This is a genomic window from Agrobacterium sp. OT33 (assembly GCF_017313365.1).
GTDB classification, from domain to species: Bacteria; Pseudomonadota; Alphaproteobacteria; order Rhizobiales; family Rhizobiaceae; genus Agrobacterium; species Agrobacterium rhizogenes_A.
This window is the reverse complement of record NZ_JAFLMZ010000001.1, coordinates 43,801-59,350: the sequence shown is the minus strand read 5'-3', so window position 1 is coordinate 59,350 and position 15,550 is coordinate 43,801. Positions and strand designations below refer to the sequence as shown.

Sequence of the window (15,550 nt, the reverse complement as noted above, 5' to 3'; positions counted from 1 at the left end):
GCTGCGAACATGAACAATTCCGTTACCGTCGAAGTCGTCAGGGGCAACCTTGTCGAAAGCCGCCATCAGGGCCTTGCCGTGGTGGTGGATGGTGATGGCGGCGTGCTGTTTTCGGCTGGCGATATCGAGCGCGGCATCTTCCCGCGTTCCGCCTGCAAGGCCATGCAGGCGCTGCCGCTGGTGGAAAGCGGTGCTGCGGATGCCTATGGCTTCGGTAACCGCGAACTGGCACTTGCCTGCTCCTCCCATTCCGGCGAGGACGCGCATGTGGAACTCGCCGCTTCGATGCTGGCGAAAGCGGGCAGGGATGCCGATACGCTGGAATGCGGTGCGCACTGGTCGTCCGACCAGAAAACCATCATCCATCAGGCCCGCACGCTGGAAAAGCCGACGGCGCTTCACAATAATTGCTCGGGCAAACATTCCGGCTTCATCTGCGCCTGCTGCCACACCGGCACGGATCCCAGAGGTTATGTCGGCTACGATCATCCGCTGCAGCGGGAAATCCGCGCCACGATGGCAAGCCTGACGGGTGCTGCTCTCGGTCAGGACAATTGCGGCGTCGATGGCTGCTCCATCCCCACCTATGCCGTGCCGCTCAAAGGGCTGGCGCATGGTTTCGCGAAAATGACGACGGGCAGGGGGCTGGAAGCGGGTCGTGCGAAAGCCTCGCGCCGTCTCGTCGAGGCCTGCATGGCGGAGCCCTTTTACGTGGCGGGCACCGGCCGCGCCTGCACGAAACTGATGCAGATCGCGCCGGGGAAAATCTTCGCAAAGACCGGCGCCGAAGGCGTTTTTGTCGCCGCCCTGCCGGAAAAGGGCATTGCCATGGCGGTGAAATGCGAGGATGGCACCACGCGCGCGGCCGAAGCCATGGTCTCGGCACTGCTCGCCCGCTATTTCGATGAGGGCAGCGCCGAAAAGCAGGCTCTGACAGGCATGGCCAACCGGCAGATGCGCAACTGGAACGGCATCCATGTCGGCGATGTCAGGGTCGTCGGATTGTAAAATCCGGCATCAAAAACACGATAAAACCTTTGACGCGGCCGGTTGCCGGCACGATGATGGTTCGCCCTGTGCGTGATGGCCGACTCCCGGTCGCCGGCAGGGCCCGGCGTCCGCGACAGGAAGAGGTGGACGCCTTCATTGTCCTGGAGGTCGCATATCCATGTTCACACTGTTTTTCTCCCCCGGTTCCTGCTCGCGCGCCAGCCATATCGTGCTTGAGGAATCGGGCCTGCCCTACACAGCCCACCGCGTCAATTTCGCCGAGGGCGAACAGCGCTCCGAGACATTTCTGAAGATCAATCCGAAAGGCCGCGTACCGGCGCTCGCCACCGCGAGCGGCGTGCTGACCGAGACCCCGGCCATCCTCGCCTTCATCGCCCAGATGGCCCCGGAGAAGAAGCTCGCACCGCTTGACGATCCCTTCGAATTCGCCGTCATGCAGTCCTTCAACGCCTATATTTCTTCCACCGTGCATGTCGCCCACGCCCATGGCCGGCGCGGCAGCCGCTGGGCGAACGAGGAGAGTTCGTTTGCGGATATGAAGGCAAAGGTGCCGCAGACCATGGGCGAGTGTTTCGAACTGATCGAGCACGGCCTCCTGCACGGCCCGTGGGTTCTGGGCACGGCCTATTCGGTGGCCGATCCCTATCTTTTCGTCATGTCCGGCTGGCTGGAAAGCGACGGTGTGGACATTGCCCGCTTCCCGAAGGTGCATGACCACTTCCGCCGCATGAACGACCGCCCGGCGGTGCAGCGGGCCTTGGCGAGCGAGAGGGGTTAATAGTTACTGCCGTCATCCTCGGGACAAGCCCGAGGATGACGTTGAGTACGGAGGGACGTCTCCAGTCCGCGCCCAAAGCTCGTGTCAAGCCGCTTCGGCCGCGCGCGTATCCCACATGGTCTTGAACGCCGTGCGGGCCTGGCAACGATCCAGCCAGGCTTTCAGCGCCGGATGGGCATCGAACAGCGGTTTGTGGCCCTGCGCGTAACGGACGATTTCCGCCGCGTTGAGATCGGCCACGGTGAAACGGTCGCCCACCAGATAGTCGTGGCTGGAAAGATGTTGCTCCAGCACCCGGAAGGGGCGCTTCAGCAGACGGGCGGCGACATCGATCACCGCTTTGCCGCTGTCGCTTTCCGACAGGCCTTCGGCGATGGCGGAGGAAATTTTCAGCGAATTGGTCTCGATTTCGGTCGCGGCAAAGAAGGACCATTGCAGCATCGCCGCATCTTCCTTCAGATCGACCGGGGCGAGCGGCCCGCCATATTTACGCGCCAGATAGAGATTGATGGCCATGGATTCGTAAAGCACCATGCCGTCATCCTCGATGCAGGGAATGGTGCCCATCGGGTTGACGGCGAGGAACGCGGGCGACAGCGTGTTGAGCGGCGCGTCCGCTGCCAGCGGATCGGCAAGGCGGCGGGCCTGTATGACCGGCACATGCCTGAATTCTATGCCCAGTTCCCCCGCCAGCCACAGCGTGCGCGTGGCGCGGGAGCGGTAGACACCGTAAATCGTCAACATCGAAATTACCCCTTGACCAGTTCGATGCGCGGCACGTTACGGTTTCGTTGTTTTAAAGTGAAGTTGCAGATCGCCGGGGCAGCTATGATTTTTTCTGATCCGTGAAGAAGTCCGTATCCGGGGAGAGCCGGTATTCGAAACGTTCGATGAACCGCTCGAACAGGCGCGCGAAAGTCTCCACGTCGTCGGCCGGCCATCCCTCCATCACATCCTCGATGACGCTCATCTTGGTGCGGCGCATTTCCTGCAGCAGGCTGGTGCCTAGCGGCGTGATCTCGACGATGCTGCGACGGCCATCCTCCTGCGAGACGCCACGCTTCAGCAGGCCGCGCCCGACCATATCCGCGACGACACGGCTGCCACGGGAAGGATCGATGCGCATGCCCTCGGCAATCGCACCGACGGTGACATCGCCTTCGGCACGGCGCAGAATATCGAGAACGTCAATATGCGAGAGTTCGAGACCCGGAGCGAGCTTGGCAAGCGCCATGCGGCCGATGATGCGGCGGCCGATCATGATGCGCATGCGCGTCATCGTATTGCCGATCCGCTTGATGTCCTCGGGCAGATCCTCGTTCCAGTTTTCCTCATTCACCACGCTTTGCCGTTCCTTTCATTGCCAGTTCGCGATCACATTTAGAGCATTTCCAGTAAAAGTGCGTAGCGGTTTTACATCAGGACAATGCGCAAGAACAAAAACATGGAGCGCGCCCGACGCTTCGATTTAACCGGACGCGCTCGTCGAGTAGCATGGATGTCAAAAACTTGCCATTGACATATATGTGCTGATAGCACACAAATTGTCGCAGCAAAACCGCCGGAACTCAACGAGATTTTCATGGATATGTCCGCAGCCCCCGTGGCGCCGCTTGTGTCGGATCATCGGCGCAGGCTCATCGTCTTTCTGTTTCTGATGCTGGCCATGTTCATGGCGACCCTCGACAACCAGATCGTATCGACAGCACTTCCCACCATCGTCGGCGAGTTCGGCGCGCTGGAGCGCTTCGGCTGGATCGGCTCGGCCTATCTTCTGGCGACCAGCGCGGTCATGCCTGTTTATGGCAAGCTCGGCGATCTGTTCGGGCGTAAATATGTGATGATCGCGGCGGTCATCATCTTCACGCTCGGCTCGCTTGCCTGCGGTCTGGCCTGGTCGATGGATTCGCTGATTGCGGCGCGGGTCCTGCAGGGGCTTGGTGGCGGCGGCATCATGGTGTCGATCTTCTCCGTCAATGCGGATCTGTTCGAACCGCGCGAACGCGCCCGCTACCAGAGCTATTCCAGCCTCACCATCATGGCGTCGGGCAGTGTAGGCCCGATCCTCGGCGGCACGATGAGCGACCTGTTCGGCTGGCGATCAATCTTCCTCATCAACCTGCCGCTTGGCATCATCGTCATTGCGGGCCTGGCGCTGATGTTGCCCTATCGCCGCCCGGCCCGCCAGCCGAAGATCGATTATCTCGGCGCGGTCCTCCTGGCGGCCACCATTGCCAGCGTGGTCTTCTGGGCCGACAGCAGCGAGTTGTTCGGTTCGCTGATCGCGGCCCCAAGCCTCGGTATCATCGCCTTCGCCGTCATTGCCGCTTTCCTCTGGGTGCAGGTGGAGCGGCGTGCGCCGGAACCCGTCGTACCGCTCAGGCTGTTCAAGGATTCGACCTTTCCGCTATTGATGATCGTCTCGCTGACCAGCGGCGGTATCGGTATCGGCATGGTCAATTATTATGCCCTGTTCCTGCAGACCACGACCGGGCTTTCGCCCTCCCATGCCGGCCTGTTCTTCATCGCCGTCACCGGCGGCATCGTCATGGGCTCGCTATCGGCGGGGCGGCTGATTTCGATCACCGGCGTTTACAAGCCCTTCTCGGTGGCGGGTCTTTCGATCAACCTCATCGCCATGCTGCTGTTCACGCAGATGCATGCCGGAACGCCGCTTCCCCTGATCGCCTTGCTGATGCTGGCGCAGGGCTTCGCCGTTGGCCTCGGCCAGCAGGCGCCGATCATCGGTGTGCAGAATTCCGCGCCCAAGGCGGATATCGGTGCCGCGAGCGGCGCGGTGACCCTGACCCGCATGGGTGGCGCCGCCATTGCCATTTCGGTCTATGGCGCCATCGTATCGTCGAGCCTCAAGGGCGTGGCGGTCGATATTCCCGGCGTCGGCAGAATAGAGGAACTGACGCCGAAAATGCTCTCCGAACTGCCCGCCGCCTCACAGGCCGCCGTTGCCTCGCTTTATTCGGATGCGTTTACGCCGCTCTTCTTCGCCGCGGCCGCAACCGCCGCCATCGGCCTTGCGGCGGCGCTGATGCTGAAACCGGTGCGACTGCCGGCGGCGGTGCAGGCAAAGCCGGCCGAAGGGGCGGGGGAGTAGGGAAGTGCAGTCTGCAGGCTGGCGCGAATGCCAGCCTCACGCGGCGTTCAGTGATTTTTCGACAGCCAGCCGGAAGCCCAGCGCATGCAGGACTCTCTGCACGGTCTCGTAGCGGAGCTTCGAACCAGGTTTAAGCGCTTTATATAGGCTCTCCCGGCCGAGACCAGAGGCATCCGCGACATGCGACATTCCGCGAGCCCTGGCAACTGCGCCAAGGGCGGCGATGAACACATCGGGGTTTTCGTTTTCCATCGCCACTGCCAGATATTCGATCATGGCTTCGTCGCTATCAAGATAGTCCGACACATCGAATTTGCTAAATTCCGTCATGACCATCCCCTCCTATTGTTTGCGCCATCGCGATTGCGCGCTTTATGTCCCACTTCTGCGACGACTTATTCCCGCCGATCAGAAGGAAGTAAATCCTCTTTCCGACACGCGTGAAATAGACCCGATAACCCGGACCACAGTGGATGCGCATCTCTGAAACGCCTCCACCCACCGGCGCGCAATCGCCGAAATTCCCATGCTCGGCTGCCGTGAGGCGATGAAGAATCCGTACCTTTCCGGTGCGATCTTTCAAAGCCTTTAGCCACTCGTCGAACTCTGCTGATTTCTCGAAACTGTTCGTCATGAAATGTATCCGATTGGATACATTTCCGCAAGCACCAATCCCATGGCTACCCTCCAGCCGGTCGCACGCGGGCGTTGCGCCTGCGAACTTTGTAATGCAACGCTGATACAGGCCCGGCCCAAAATCGAAATGACAGGGAGGCGGGGGCCAAACAAAATCGCCCCCACTGGAAATTTAACGCCCGTTCCGCGTTATGCTCGCAGCACTTTACATTCGCGCGGGCGGCCCTATCTCAATGAATATGAAGCCGGAACAGCTGCTGAATTCCACGCCCAAAGGCCTCTATTGCCCGGCGGGCGATTTTTATATCGACCCCGTGCGCCCGGTGGCGCGGGCGCTCATCACCCATGGCCATTCCGATCACGCCCGTGCCGGCCATGGCGCGGTGCTGGCCACGCGCCAGACGCTGGATATCATGCGTATCCGCTATGGGGAGGATTTCTGCGGCAGCGAGCAGGCGGTCGCATTCGATGAGAGGGTGGAGGTGAACGGCGTCACCGTCGGTTTCCATCCCGCCGGCCATGTGCTGGGTTCGGCGCAAATCTCCGTGGAAATGAATGGCCTGCGCATCGTTGCGTCCGGCGATTACAAGCGGGGTGTCGACCCCACCTGCGCGCCCTTCGAGACGGTACCCTGCGATGTCTTCATCACCGAGGCCACTTTCGGTCTGCCGGTGTTTCACCATCCGCTGCCGCGCGTGGAAATCGGCAAGCTGCTGACCTCCATCCGGCAGTTTCCGGAACGCACCCATCTCGTCGGGGCCTATTCGCTCGGCAAGGCGCAGCGCGTTATCAGGCTGCTTCGCGACAACGGTTATGCCGATCCGATCTACATTCACGGCGCACTGGCGCGGCTTTGCGATTATTACGTCTCGCAGGGTATCGATCTCGGCGATCTAAGACCCGCAACGCTCGAAAAAAGCGATCCTTCCGCCTTCAAGGGCGCCATCGTCGTCGGCCCGCCCTCGGCCTTTCAGGAACGCTGGGCGCGGCGCTTCAACGAACCGCTCATCGCCTTCGCCTCCGGCTGGATGATGGTGCGGCAGCGGGCGAAGCAGGGTGGCGTGGAATTGCCGCTGGTCATATCAGACCATTGCGACTGGCCGGAACTCCTGGAAACCATCGGGGAAATCGGTCCGCAGGCCGTCTGGGTCACCCATGGCCGTGAGGAGGCGCTGGTCCGCTGGTGTCAATTGCAGGGCATTGCGGCCAAGCCGCTGCATCTTGTCGGCTATGAAGACGAGGGGGATTGAGATGAAAGCCTTCGCCACCCTTCTCGACCGCCTTGTTCTCACTCCCTCGCGCAACGGCAAGCTGAAGCTTCTCACCGATTATTTCCGCGATACGCCCGATCCCGACCGGGGTTACGGGCTGGCGGCGATTGCCGGTACGCTGGACTTGAAAAGCGTCAAGCCTGCCCTGCTGCGCGATCTGGTGCTGGAGCGCATGGACGAGGTGCTGTTCCATTATTCCTACGACTATGTCGGCGATCTGGCCGAAACCATTTCGCTGGTCTGGGGCAATATCGGCGGTGCTGACGATTCCGAGGCGCAGGACCCGCGCCTCGGCGAAGTCGTCACATTGATGAATTCTCTGGGGCGTACCGAGGTGCGCGGCGCGGTGCGCGATCTGCTCGACCGGCTCGATACCTCCTCGCGTTTCGCTTTCCTCAAACTCGCAACCGGCAGCCTGCGCATCGGCGTCTCGGCGCGGTTGGCGCGACAGGCGCTGGCGGATTTCGCGGATAAAGACATCACCGAAATCGAAACCCTCTGGCACGGGCTGACGCCGCCCTATACGCCGCTTTTCGCATGGCTTGAGGGGAAGTCCGGGCGGCCGGTGCTGGCGACGCCCGCCATCTTCCATTCGGTGATGCTGGCCACACCGGTTTCCGATGGCGACCTCGATGCGCTGGACCCGGCCGACTATGCCGCCGAATGGAAATGGGACGGCATTCGCGTGCAATTGTCCCGTGCCGGTGGAGCGCGAAAACTCTATTCCCGCTCCGGCGACGATATTTCCGGTGCTTTCCCTGACGTTCTGGAGGCGATCGATTTCGAAGGCGTGATGGATGGCGAATTGCTGATTGGCGGGACAGCGCGCTCCAACAATCTCACCCGCACCTTCTCGGATTTACAGCAGCGGCTGAACCGCAAGACGGTGACAACGAAGATGCTGGATGATTATCCCGCCTTCATCCGCGCTTACGATCTGCTGTTCGAGGGGGAGAGCGATATTCGCGCGCAGAGCTATCTGGAGCGCCGTGGCAGGCTGTCGGATATCATCGATCACGCACCGCATGACCGTTTCGACCTCTCGCCGCTGATCGGCTTTTCCAGCTGGCAGGAACTGGACGCCCTGCGCGCCGCGCCGCCCGATCCGGTGATCGAAGGCGTGATGATCAAGCGCCGCGACAGCGCCTATCAGGCCGGCCGCGCCAAGGGGCCGTGGTTCAAGTGGAAGCGCGATCCCTACAATATCGATGCCGTCATGATGTATGCGCAGCGCGGCCACGGCAAAAGGTCGAGCTATTATTCCGATTTCACCTTCGGTGTCTGGGCGGAAGGAGAGGATGGCGAACAGCTCGTTCCCGTGGGCAAGGCCTATTTCGGTTTCACCGACGCGGAACTCGAAGTGCTGGACAAGTTCGTGCGCGACAACACCGTCGAGCGTTTCGGCCCGGTGCGGGCGGTGCGGGCCACGCCGGATTTCGGTTTTGTGCTGGAAGTGGCCTTTGAGGGCATCAATCGCTCCACCCGCCACAAATCCGGCGTCGCCATGCGGTTTCCGCGTATTGCGCGGCTGAGAGCCGACAAGCTGCCGGCCGAAGCGGACCGGCTTTCGACGCTGGTTGCGATGATCGATGGTGCGGAAGGGTAAGGTGGCCGTCCAGAAATTGCCATGAATGCTGCGAATACATTGTTGTCATTCGCGAATCCGTGATTGGACAGTCTCCCGCCGCAGTGCTGAACTGCTAATATTACCATCCCCGTCTTCAGGTGTATTCATGGCAGATAAGCGCCTTCTTTCCTCAGCCTTCGGACAGGAAGAAAGCGGCACTATATGCCCGGGCCTGACGCGGCGTGGCCTGCTTGCGGGTGCCATGGGCCTGTCGGCGGCGGCGCTTCTGCCGCAGGGCGCAAAAGCGGGCATTGCCACGCCTCAGGTTCTGCCACTGGAACGGCAGGATTATGCGGTGGCGCGTCAGCACTTCCACACCCGTCTGTTGCGAAAAATGGCGGCGCCGGAGAAATCCTCGGCCCTCGGCACGCCGCCCGGGGCGCAGCGCGTCACCTATCCGGGCGGGCCGGATGGCTCCATCGAGCTGGTCGCCTGGCTCTCCCATTACCAGCCATCAAAAACGCTGAAACCCGCGGTCCTGTTTCTCCATGGCGGCAACGCCACCGGTGATGGCCACTGGGCGCTGATGAAGCCCTATTGGGAAGCGGGTTTCGTCGTGCTTTTGCCGTCCTTCCGTGGAGAAAACGGCCAGAGTGGCAATTACTCCGGCTTTTATGACGAAACGGCGGATGCGCTGGCGGCGGCAACCTATCTGGAAAACCTGCCGGGCATAGACAGCAGGCGCTTTTTCATTGCCGGTCATTCCAATGGCGGCACACTGACGCTTCTGGCCGCCATGAGCCGCAGGTTCCGTGCCGCAGCCCCCATCTCGGCCGGCGTCAATTCCTGGCGTTATTTCAACCGCTATACCGACGAAATCTGTTTCGATGAGACCGACGAGCGCGAATTCATCATGCGTTCTTCCGTCTGTTTCGGCCCCAGCCTCAAATGTCCGGCGCTGTTGCTGCGCGGCGATGAGGAGCGGCCTTTCGACGCCGATCACCAGCTTTTCGTGGATCGTGCGCTGACATCCGGGTTCAAGGTCGACAAAAAGCTTTTGCCCGGCACACATATCGGTGTGGTGCCGGGCGCGGTGGTGGAAAGCATCCGCTTCTTCAATCAATTCGCCTGAAAAGGGCCGAAAACCGCCGCTGCGGTTTTCAGCCCTTCCGTGAAATCAGGCGCTCTTCTTGAAATAACCGAGCAGCCGCATGGCATTGGCGGTCACCAGAACCGTCGCGCCGGTATCGGCGAAGACGGCGAGCCACAGGCCGGAAAGGCCGGTGACGGTCGTGACCAGAAACACCGCCTTCAGGCCAAGCGCGATGGTCACATTCTGGCGGATGTTGCTCATGGTGGCGCGCGACAGGCCGATGAGGCGGGCGGCATCGCCGACATTGTTGCGCATCAGCGCCGCATCGGCGGCTTCCATAGCCACGTCAGTGCCCGAGCCGATGGCGACACCGACGCTGGCGGCGGCAAGGGCGGGCGCATCGTTGATGCCGTCACCCACCATCACCACGGTCTTCTTTGCCGCAAGCTTGCGGATTTCCTCGACCTTGTTCTGCGGCAGGAGTTCGCCGCGCGCTTCAAGGCCCAGCGTGTTGCCGATGGCACGCGCCGTGCGGGCATTGTCGCCCGACAGCATCAGCGAGGAAATGCCCATTTCCTTCAGCGCCCTGACGCCGTCAGCCGCATCCTTGCGCGGTTCGTCGCGCATGGCGAAGAGGCCGCTTGCCGCACCGCCGGCCATGACGACGGCCACCGTCTTGCCTTCGCTCTCAAGCGCAGTGATGCGGTCGGCAAGCTCCTTCGAGACGGTGCCCACCTCGGTCGCAAAGCGCGGCGCGCCGATGAACAGCTTCTTTCCGCCAACGGTGCCCTGCATGCCGCGACCGGAAATCGCCTTGATATCCGAACCGGGCAGGGGCTTCACGCCGGCCTTTTCGGCATGGTTGACGATGGCTCTGGCAAGCGGATGGCTCGATTCATGCTCGATGGTGGCGGCTTCGGCGATCAGCCCGGTCTCGTTGCCGTCAAGTGCCACCACGTCGGTCACCACAGGTTCGCCAAGCGTCAGCGTGCCTGTTTTGTCGAAGGCGACGGTTTCGGTGCGCGCCAGCATCTCGATGACGGCGCCGCCCTTCACCAGCATGCCGTGCCGGGCCGCAGCCGAAAGGCTGGAGGCTATTGCCGCGGGAACGGAGATGACCAGCGCGCAGGGGCAACCGATGAGCAGCAGCGCCAGGCCGCGGTAAATCCACGTATCCCAGTCACCGAGGCCGGCAAGCGGTGGCACGATGATGGTGAGCACCGAGATCGCCACGATCAGCGGCATGTAATAACGCGAGAAATTCTGGATGAAGCGTTCGGTCGGCGCGCGCGCATCCTGCGCTTCCTCGACCAGCGTGATGATGCGGGCGATGGTGTTGTCTTCCGGCGCGCGGTCGACGCGGATGCGCAGCGAACCGTCATGGTTGATCGAACCGGCAAAGACGCGGGCGCCTTTTTCCTTGGCGACCGGGATGCTTTCGCCGGTCATCGGCGATTCGTCGACGCTCGATTCGCCCTCCATCACCACGCCATCGGCGGAGATGCGGTCACCGGGCCGCGCCACGACCACCTGGCCGATGCGGACCTGATCGGCCGGCACCTGCCGCAACGTGCCGTTTTCTTCCACCAGCGCTGTCTTCGGCAGCAGCGAGCCAAGCGCCTTGATGCCGGAACGTGCCCGCGCGGCTGCAAAGCCCTCAAGCAGTTCACCGATCGAAAAGAGCAGCACGACGATGGCGGCTTCCTCCGCCTCGCCGATGAAGATCGCGCCGATCGCGGCAATGGTCATCAGCATCTCGATGGTGAAGATCGCACCGAAGCGGGCGGCGTTGAAGGCATTGCGTGCAATCGGAAACAGTGTCACCAGCGTGGCGATGATGAAGGCATAGCCGCCCCAGGCCGGGAAGGTCAGTTCCGCCGCATAGGCAACCGCGACCAGAATGGTGCCGGTGAAGGTGTTGCGGGCCTTTGCCGTGCGCCACCATGCTCCTTTTTCATCCGCGCCATGGGTGTGTCCGGCCTCACTGCCAGAGGCCACTGCCGCCGGCTGTGCCTTCTCGTGCGAATGCTTGGCGTGATCATGGTCGTGGCCGCCGCAATTGGCGTGGTCGTGATCTGAATGATCATGGCCGGAATGATCGTGATCATGATCGTGATCGTGGTTATGGCCGCCGCAGGATCCATGGTCGTGCGTCTGGTCATCCGTCTTTTCGCGTGCGGCCTTTTCCTGCGGCAGCAGGGCGGGTTTGAAGCCGAGCTTGCGCAGCGTGTCCTCGACCTTGTCGACTGCGGTTTTCCCCTCCGTGAGCGAGAGGTTCAGCCTCTCGCGCGCGACCGAGACCCTGACGTCGGCAACACCGGGCAGACGCGAGAGTGCCGTCTCGATCTTCGCCGCGCAGCTGCCGCAATCCATGCCGCCGACCGAAAAGGTCAGGGCATTGCTCTTCTCACCGCTTAGCCCCTTGTTGCTTAGCCCAGTGTCGCTTGGCCCCGTGTCGCCTAGCCCGGTGTCGGCATGATGGCCGCCGCAGGTGGAATGGTCGTGATGATCGGCCTCGATTTTTGCCTGCGGAGCCTTTTCCCGCGGCAGCAGGGCAGTTTTGTAACCGAGCTTGCGGACGGTTTCCTCGATCTTTTCAACCGAAGTCTTGCTCTCGTCGAGTGAAAGCTTCAGCCTTTCGCGCGCCACCGAGACCTTGATGTCACCCACACCCGGCAGCCGGGTCAGCGCCGTCTCGATTTTGGCCGCGCAGCTGGCGCAATCCATGCCACCGACCGTGAAGGTCAGCTCCCCGTCGTCGCCGTTCAGATTGCCGCGTGTCGAAATATTCATGGTTTTCGCTCCTGAATTCCAGTCGACAGTCAATCTGGCACCTCTAGCAACTAGAGGTTCAAGGGCAAAAATGCGATTTTCCGATTTTATTTGAAAAGGTGACGCCAGCTTCGCGCCAGCCGCACGGTTCATCATGCCGGCATATTGGATTCCATGAAGCGGTTCAGATGACAGCACTCCTTTTGAAAACCTGCCGCCGGGCGGCCTCTCTGGCGGGCCTTGCGGCTCTGTCGCTCCTGAGCGGCTGCCTTTTCGTGACGGATACGACCCGCATGGACCCGGATGTCTTCGTGCGGGAGACAGCGCCGGTCTTCAACTTCAATTCCGTAAGCTCCAATCGCCAGCCGGAACTGCCGCCGCAGCCGGGCCAGCTTTCGACGCGCCCGCCGGACCTGTTCCGCACCCGTTTCCATCAGGAATATGGCCCGCCGGTGCGCGGGCAGGGGCTGAACGCGCCGCAGGTTCAGGGGCAGGCGGCACCGCTTGTCCCGGATCGCATGGCGACCTACGGCCTGCCGGTCTCCAATCCGCTGCATCGTGTCATGTATGGCCCGATCCGCGATGATGACCGCTCGCTTCCGGCCATTCCCTATGGTCGCATCGATCCGCGTTATCTGCGGCAGGAAGTCAGCTATCAGACGGCGGAAGCACCCGGCACCATCGTCGTCGATACCAGGCAGCACTTCCTCTATCTGGTGCAGCCGGGCGGCAAGGCGATCCGTTACGGCGTCGGCCTCGGTCGTGACGGTTATGCCTGGTCGGGTCGCGGCAAGATCCAGTGGAAGGCGAAATGGCCGCGCTGGACGCCGCCCGATGAAATGGTCAAACGCCAGCCGGAGCTCGCTTCCATTTCCGCCGCCAATGGCGGCATGACGCCGGGTCTCAACAATCCGCTCGGTGCGCGCGCTCTTTATATCTTCAAGGATGGCAAGGACACGCTTTACCGGGTGCACGGCACGCCGGACTGGCAGTCCGTCGGCAAGGCCACCTCGTCCGGCTGCGTGCGCATGCTCAACCAGGATGTCATCGACCTTTACGAGCGCGTGCCGCAAGGGGCGCAGATTGTGGTTATCTGACCACGTTCTAAAAGAAAGCGCGGGGATGGGTGGCTCCTCCAGCGGCTTGTCGCTGGCTTTTAGCGGTTGGTTAACTATTTTCGCAATACGCCTGAAACGTGGAACAAACGACGTACAACGGCGATCCAGGCCGTTCGAAATGTGGGACAATCCGGACTTATGACGAGCACCGACACAGATCTTTCCAGACGTACTTTCCTTTCCCTTCTGGGCATCTCCTCCGCTTCGCTTCTCGCGGGCTGTGCCTCGTCCGGTACGGGGGATGCAATCCGCCAGCAGGCGAGCGCCATCGGCAGCGATTTCCGCCAGATGTTCTCGCCCGGCGTCAGCGATGCGGAACTGGCCGTCATGTACGGCTCGGTTGAGGACGGCGGTTACGTCATTCCCGCCGTACCCTATCAGAAAATCGACCGGCGTTATTATCGCCAGCGGGTCGTCGACCCGACCGGCGAGCGCCCCGGCACCGTCGTCGTGGATACGCGCTCGCGCTTCCTCTACGTCGTGGAGCAGGGCGGCAGCGCCATGCGTTACGGCGTCGGCATCGGCCGCGATGGTTTCGCCTGGTCAGGCGAAGGTGTGATCCAGTGGCGTCAGAAATGGCCGAAATGGACCCCGCCGGACGAAATGGTCGCCCGCCAGCCGGAACTCACCAAATATTCGTCCAAGAATGGCGGCATGCCGCCGGGCCTGAAGAACCCGCTGGGTGCGCGCGCGCTCTATATCTTCCAGAACGGCAAGGACACGCTTTACCGCCTGCACGGCTCGCCGGAATGGAACTCCATCGGCAAGGCCGTCTCTTCCGGCTGTGTGCGACTGATGAACCAGGACGTCATAGACCTCTACGACCGCGTGCCGCAGAAGGCACGTGTGGTGGTGTGGCAGTAAGCTGACGGAGTATCCGAACCGCATTCAGTACATAAGCTGACCGATCTGACAAATAATGGCTGCAACACGAAACCTGCTGCGGCCATTTTTTATTTATAATAAACGAATGTTCTTTTTAATTATAATAATCTATTCTATAGTATAATTTCAAATTTCGTGACTCTTATTGATTTTTTATTATAATAAATACGGGTTATTCATAAATTTTTACTGAAGCTAATTTCCTGTATTGCGATCATTCTAATATCTCTGTCGTTAATCGAGGAGTGAATGGCATGACTTATTATCTCGCAGATAGTTGGCAGATAGGCACAAGTTCAGGCGAAACTTTTTATGGTGATCGTTACGGCGCGGTTAGGAACGATACGTTTCAGCTTGGCGGCAGTGCGTTTGGCGGTCTAGCTGGAGTCCAGAACGGGTGGGAGCGGTTTTATGGCGGTGAAGGGGAGGATAGAATTTATGTCTCTCCAACGTCGGGCTACTCGTGGACCGCCATCATGATTGCCGACAATGGCTTGAGCAGTATTGAAAAAATTCAATTCAATCAGTTTAGCCAATGGCCGGTGGAGCCCGTCTACTTTGCAGGAAGAGTTGATTTTTCGAGTGTTAAATACATGGAGTCCAGCGTTACGATCTATGGCAGGGCGAACGATAATACGTTCATCGGTGGCATGCTCGGTGAGACAGTTCAAGGCGATGGCGGGAACGACACGCTTTACGGCAATGGTGGCAATGACAGACTATTCGGCGACTCTACCAGTGCTAATCGCTGGGTTGCGGATTTGAACGCGGCCGGGAACGATAAGCTCTATGGTGGAGATGGAAACGACTACCTTAACGGCCAAGGTGGTAACGACCTTCTGTATGGCGATGCAGGCGACGACAATCTTTATGGTGGGACTGGAACCGACCAGCTTAGCGGTGGGGACGGCGCAGACAAGCTATTTGGTGAAGCTGGAAATGACCAGTTGCGCGGCGGGGCTGGAAACGATGTTCTCGACGGAGGCGCAGGTAGCGATTTGATCGAAGGTGGAGGTGGTGAAAACGTTCTTTGGGGTGGGGCTGACGCTGACACGTTCTATTTTTCCGTCAGGAGCGCGCAAGACACTATCAAAGACTTCCAGTTAGGAAGTGACAAAATACGGTTTGACACTGCGATAGCAGACGATTTTGCGGATCTTATGATTGCAGACGGTGTCAACGGACACGCCAATATTAGCGTGGACGGTTTGCAGATTGCGCTTTCTGACGTCTCGGCTGCATCACTTGTCCCTTCTATGTTTGAATTTGGCTTACTTGCGTGAGTTAAAGGGTCGGAGCTCCGTCGG

14 protein-coding genes are annotated in these 15,550 nt (G+C 60.6%); 9 read left to right on the top strand and 5 right to left on the bottom strand.

What is annotated here, in order from left to right; genetic code table 11:
• The first annotated feature begins 9 nt into the window (after positions 1–9).
• Together JZX88_RS00335 and JZX88_RS00330 are read left to right on the top strand one after the other, a co-directional pair.
• Positions 10–1,008 carry an asparaginase gene (locus tag JZX88_RS00335; RefSeq protein ID WP_206912211.1) on the top strand — a complete coding sequence of 333 codons (999 nt, stop codon included), beginning with the start codon at positions 10–12 and terminating at the stop codon, positions 1,006–1,008.
• A 160-nt stretch (positions 1,009–1,168) separates the two neighbouring features.
• Entirely contained in the window at positions 1,169–1,789 is a 621-nt protein-coding gene (locus JZX88_RS00330; RefSeq protein WP_065115095.1) for a glutathione S-transferase family protein, read from the top strand.
• An 84-nt stretch (positions 1,790–1,873) separates the two neighbouring features.
• Here JZX88_RS00330 and JZX88_RS00325 read toward each other — a convergent pair whose 3' ends face one another.
• Both JZX88_RS00325 and JZX88_RS00320 read right to left on the bottom strand, forming a co-directional pair.
• Entirely contained in the window at positions 1,874–2,533 is a 660-nt protein-coding gene (locus JZX88_RS00325) for a glutathione S-transferase family protein (protein WP_065115096.1), read from the bottom strand.
• An 82-nt stretch (positions 2,534–2,615) separates the two neighbouring features.
• Positions 2,616–3,131, bottom strand: a complete 516-nt coding sequence (locus JZX88_RS00320) for a MarR family transcriptional regulator (RefSeq protein ID WP_206912209.1) — start codon at positions 3,129–3,131, stop codon at positions 2,616–2,618.
• 240 nt (positions 3,132–3,371) lie between these two features.
• Between JZX88_RS00320 and JZX88_RS00315 the strand changes: the two genes are divergently transcribed.
• Complete coding sequence (locus JZX88_RS00315) at positions 3,372–4,901, top strand: MDR family MFS transporter (protein ID WP_206912208.1); 1,530 nt, start codon at positions 3,372–3,374, stop codon at positions 4,899–4,901.
• A 36-nt stretch (positions 4,902–4,937) separates the two neighbouring features.
• Here JZX88_RS00315 and JZX88_RS00310 read toward each other — a convergent pair whose 3' ends face one another.
• Both JZX88_RS00310 and JZX88_RS00305 read right to left on the bottom strand, forming a co-directional pair.
• Entirely contained in the window at positions 4,938–5,237 is a 300-nt protein-coding gene (locus JZX88_RS00310) for an addiction module antidote protein (protein WP_201101278.1), read from the bottom strand.
• Positions 5,218–5,535 carry a type II toxin-antitoxin system RelE/ParE family toxin gene (locus tag JZX88_RS00305; RefSeq protein WP_065115100.1) on the bottom strand — a complete coding sequence of 106 codons (318 nt, stop codon included), beginning with the start codon at positions 5,533–5,535 and terminating at the stop codon, positions 5,218–5,220. Before JZX88_RS00305 ends, JZX88_RS00310 begins: the two co-directional genes overlap by 20 nt.
• Positions 5,536–5,776: 241 nt before the next feature.
• Between JZX88_RS00305 and JZX88_RS00300 the strand changes: the two genes are divergently transcribed.
• The 3 genes from JZX88_RS00300 (at position 5,777) to JZX88_RS00290 (ending at position 9,507) form a co-directional block, all read left to right on the top strand.
• On the top strand, positions 5,777–6,787 hold the full coding sequence (locus JZX88_RS00300; RefSeq protein WP_206912599.1) for a ligase-associated DNA damage response exonuclease: 1,011 nt from the start codon (positions 5,777–5,779) through the stop codon (positions 6,785–6,787).
• Between the two features lies 1 nt (position 6,788).
• A complete protein-coding gene (locus tag JZX88_RS00295) occupies positions 6,789–8,414 on the top strand; it encodes a cisplatin damage response ATP-dependent DNA ligase (RefSeq protein ID WP_206912207.1) in 1,626 nt (541 codons plus the stop codon).
• A 127-nt stretch (positions 8,415–8,541) separates the two neighbouring features.
• A complete protein-coding gene (locus tag JZX88_RS00290) occupies positions 8,542–9,507 on the top strand; it encodes a S9 family peptidase (RefSeq protein ID WP_110757383.1) in 966 nt (321 codons plus the stop codon).
• A 45-nt stretch (positions 9,508–9,552) separates the two neighbouring features.
• Here the strand turns inward: JZX88_RS00290 and JZX88_RS00285 are convergent, their stop codons facing one another.
• Positions 9,553–12,261, bottom strand: a complete 2,709-nt coding sequence (locus JZX88_RS00285) for a heavy metal translocating P-type ATPase (RefSeq protein ID WP_206912206.1) — start codon at positions 12,259–12,261, stop codon at positions 9,553–9,555.
• Between the two features lie 167 nt (positions 12,262–12,428).
• On the opposite strand from JZX88_RS00285, the gene JZX88_RS00280 reads away from it, so the two are divergent.
• The 3 genes from JZX88_RS00280 to JZX88_RS00270 all read left to right on the top strand — a co-directional run bounded on the left by JZX88_RS00280 (position 12,429) and on the right by JZX88_RS00270 (position 15,526).
• Entirely contained in the window at positions 12,429–13,337 is a 909-nt protein-coding gene (locus JZX88_RS00280) for a L,D-transpeptidase (protein ID WP_065115104.1), read from the top strand.
• 159 nt (positions 13,338–13,496) lie between these two features.
• On the top strand, positions 13,497–14,222 hold the full coding sequence (locus JZX88_RS00275; RefSeq protein ID WP_065115105.1) for a L,D-transpeptidase: 726 nt from the start codon (positions 13,497–13,499) through the stop codon (positions 14,220–14,222).
• A gap of 275 nt (positions 14,223–14,497) precedes the next feature.
• Positions 14,498–15,526, top strand: coding sequence for a calcium-binding protein (locus tag JZX88_RS00270; protein ID WP_206912205.1), 1,029 nt, complete (start codon positions 14,498–14,500; stop codon positions 15,524–15,526).
• Positions 15,527–15,550: the final 24 nt, after the last annotated feature.

Bases quoted from the DNA above. Each gene is read 5' to 3' on its own strand.
- JZX88_RS00290 (WP_110757383.1), top strand. From the start codon at position 8,542: ATGGCAGATAAGCGCCTTCTTTCCTCAGCCTTCGGACAGGAAGAAAGC.
- JZX88_RS00300 (WP_206912599.1), top strand. From the start codon at position 5,777: ATGAAGCCGGAACAGCTGCTGAATTCCACGCCCAAAGGCCTCTATTGC.
- JZX88_RS00270 (WP_206912205.1), top strand. From the start codon at position 14,498: ATGACTTATTATCTCGCAGATAGTTGGCAGATAGGCACAAGTTCAGGC.
- JZX88_RS00285 (WP_206912206.1), bottom strand. From the start codon at position 12,261: ATGAATATTTCGACACGCGGCAATCTGAACGGCGACGACGGGGAGCTG.
- JZX88_RS00310 (WP_201101278.1), bottom strand. From the start codon at position 5,237: ATGGTCATGACGGAATTTAGCAAATTCGATGTGTCGGACTATCTTGAT.
- JZX88_RS00325 (WP_065115096.1), bottom strand. From the start codon at position 2,533: ATGTTGACGATTTACGGTGTCTACCGCTCCCGCGCCACGCGCACGCTG.
- JZX88_RS00330 (WP_065115095.1), top strand. From the start codon at position 1,169: ATGTTCACACTGTTTTTCTCCCCCGGTTCCTGCTCGCGCGCCAGCCAT.
- JZX88_RS00280 (WP_065115104.1), top strand. From the start codon at position 12,429: ATGACAGCACTCCTTTTGAAAACCTGCCGCCGGGCGGCCTCTCTGGCG.
- JZX88_RS00315 (WP_206912208.1), top strand. From the start codon at position 3,372: ATGGATATGTCCGCAGCCCCCGTGGCGCCGCTTGTGTCGGATCATCGG.
- JZX88_RS00275 (WP_065115105.1), top strand. From the start codon at position 13,497: ATGACGAGCACCGACACAGATCTTTCCAGACGTACTTTCCTTTCCCTT.
- JZX88_RS00305 (WP_065115100.1), bottom strand. From the start codon at position 5,535: ATGACGAACAGTTTCGAGAAATCAGCAGAGTTCGACGAGTGGCTAAAG.
- JZX88_RS00295 (WP_206912207.1), top strand. From the start codon at position 6,789: ATGAAAGCCTTCGCCACCCTTCTCGACCGCCTTGTTCTCACTCCCTCG.
- JZX88_RS00335 (WP_206912211.1), top strand. From the start codon at position 10: ATGAACAATTCCGTTACCGTCGAAGTCGTCAGGGGCAACCTTGTCGAA.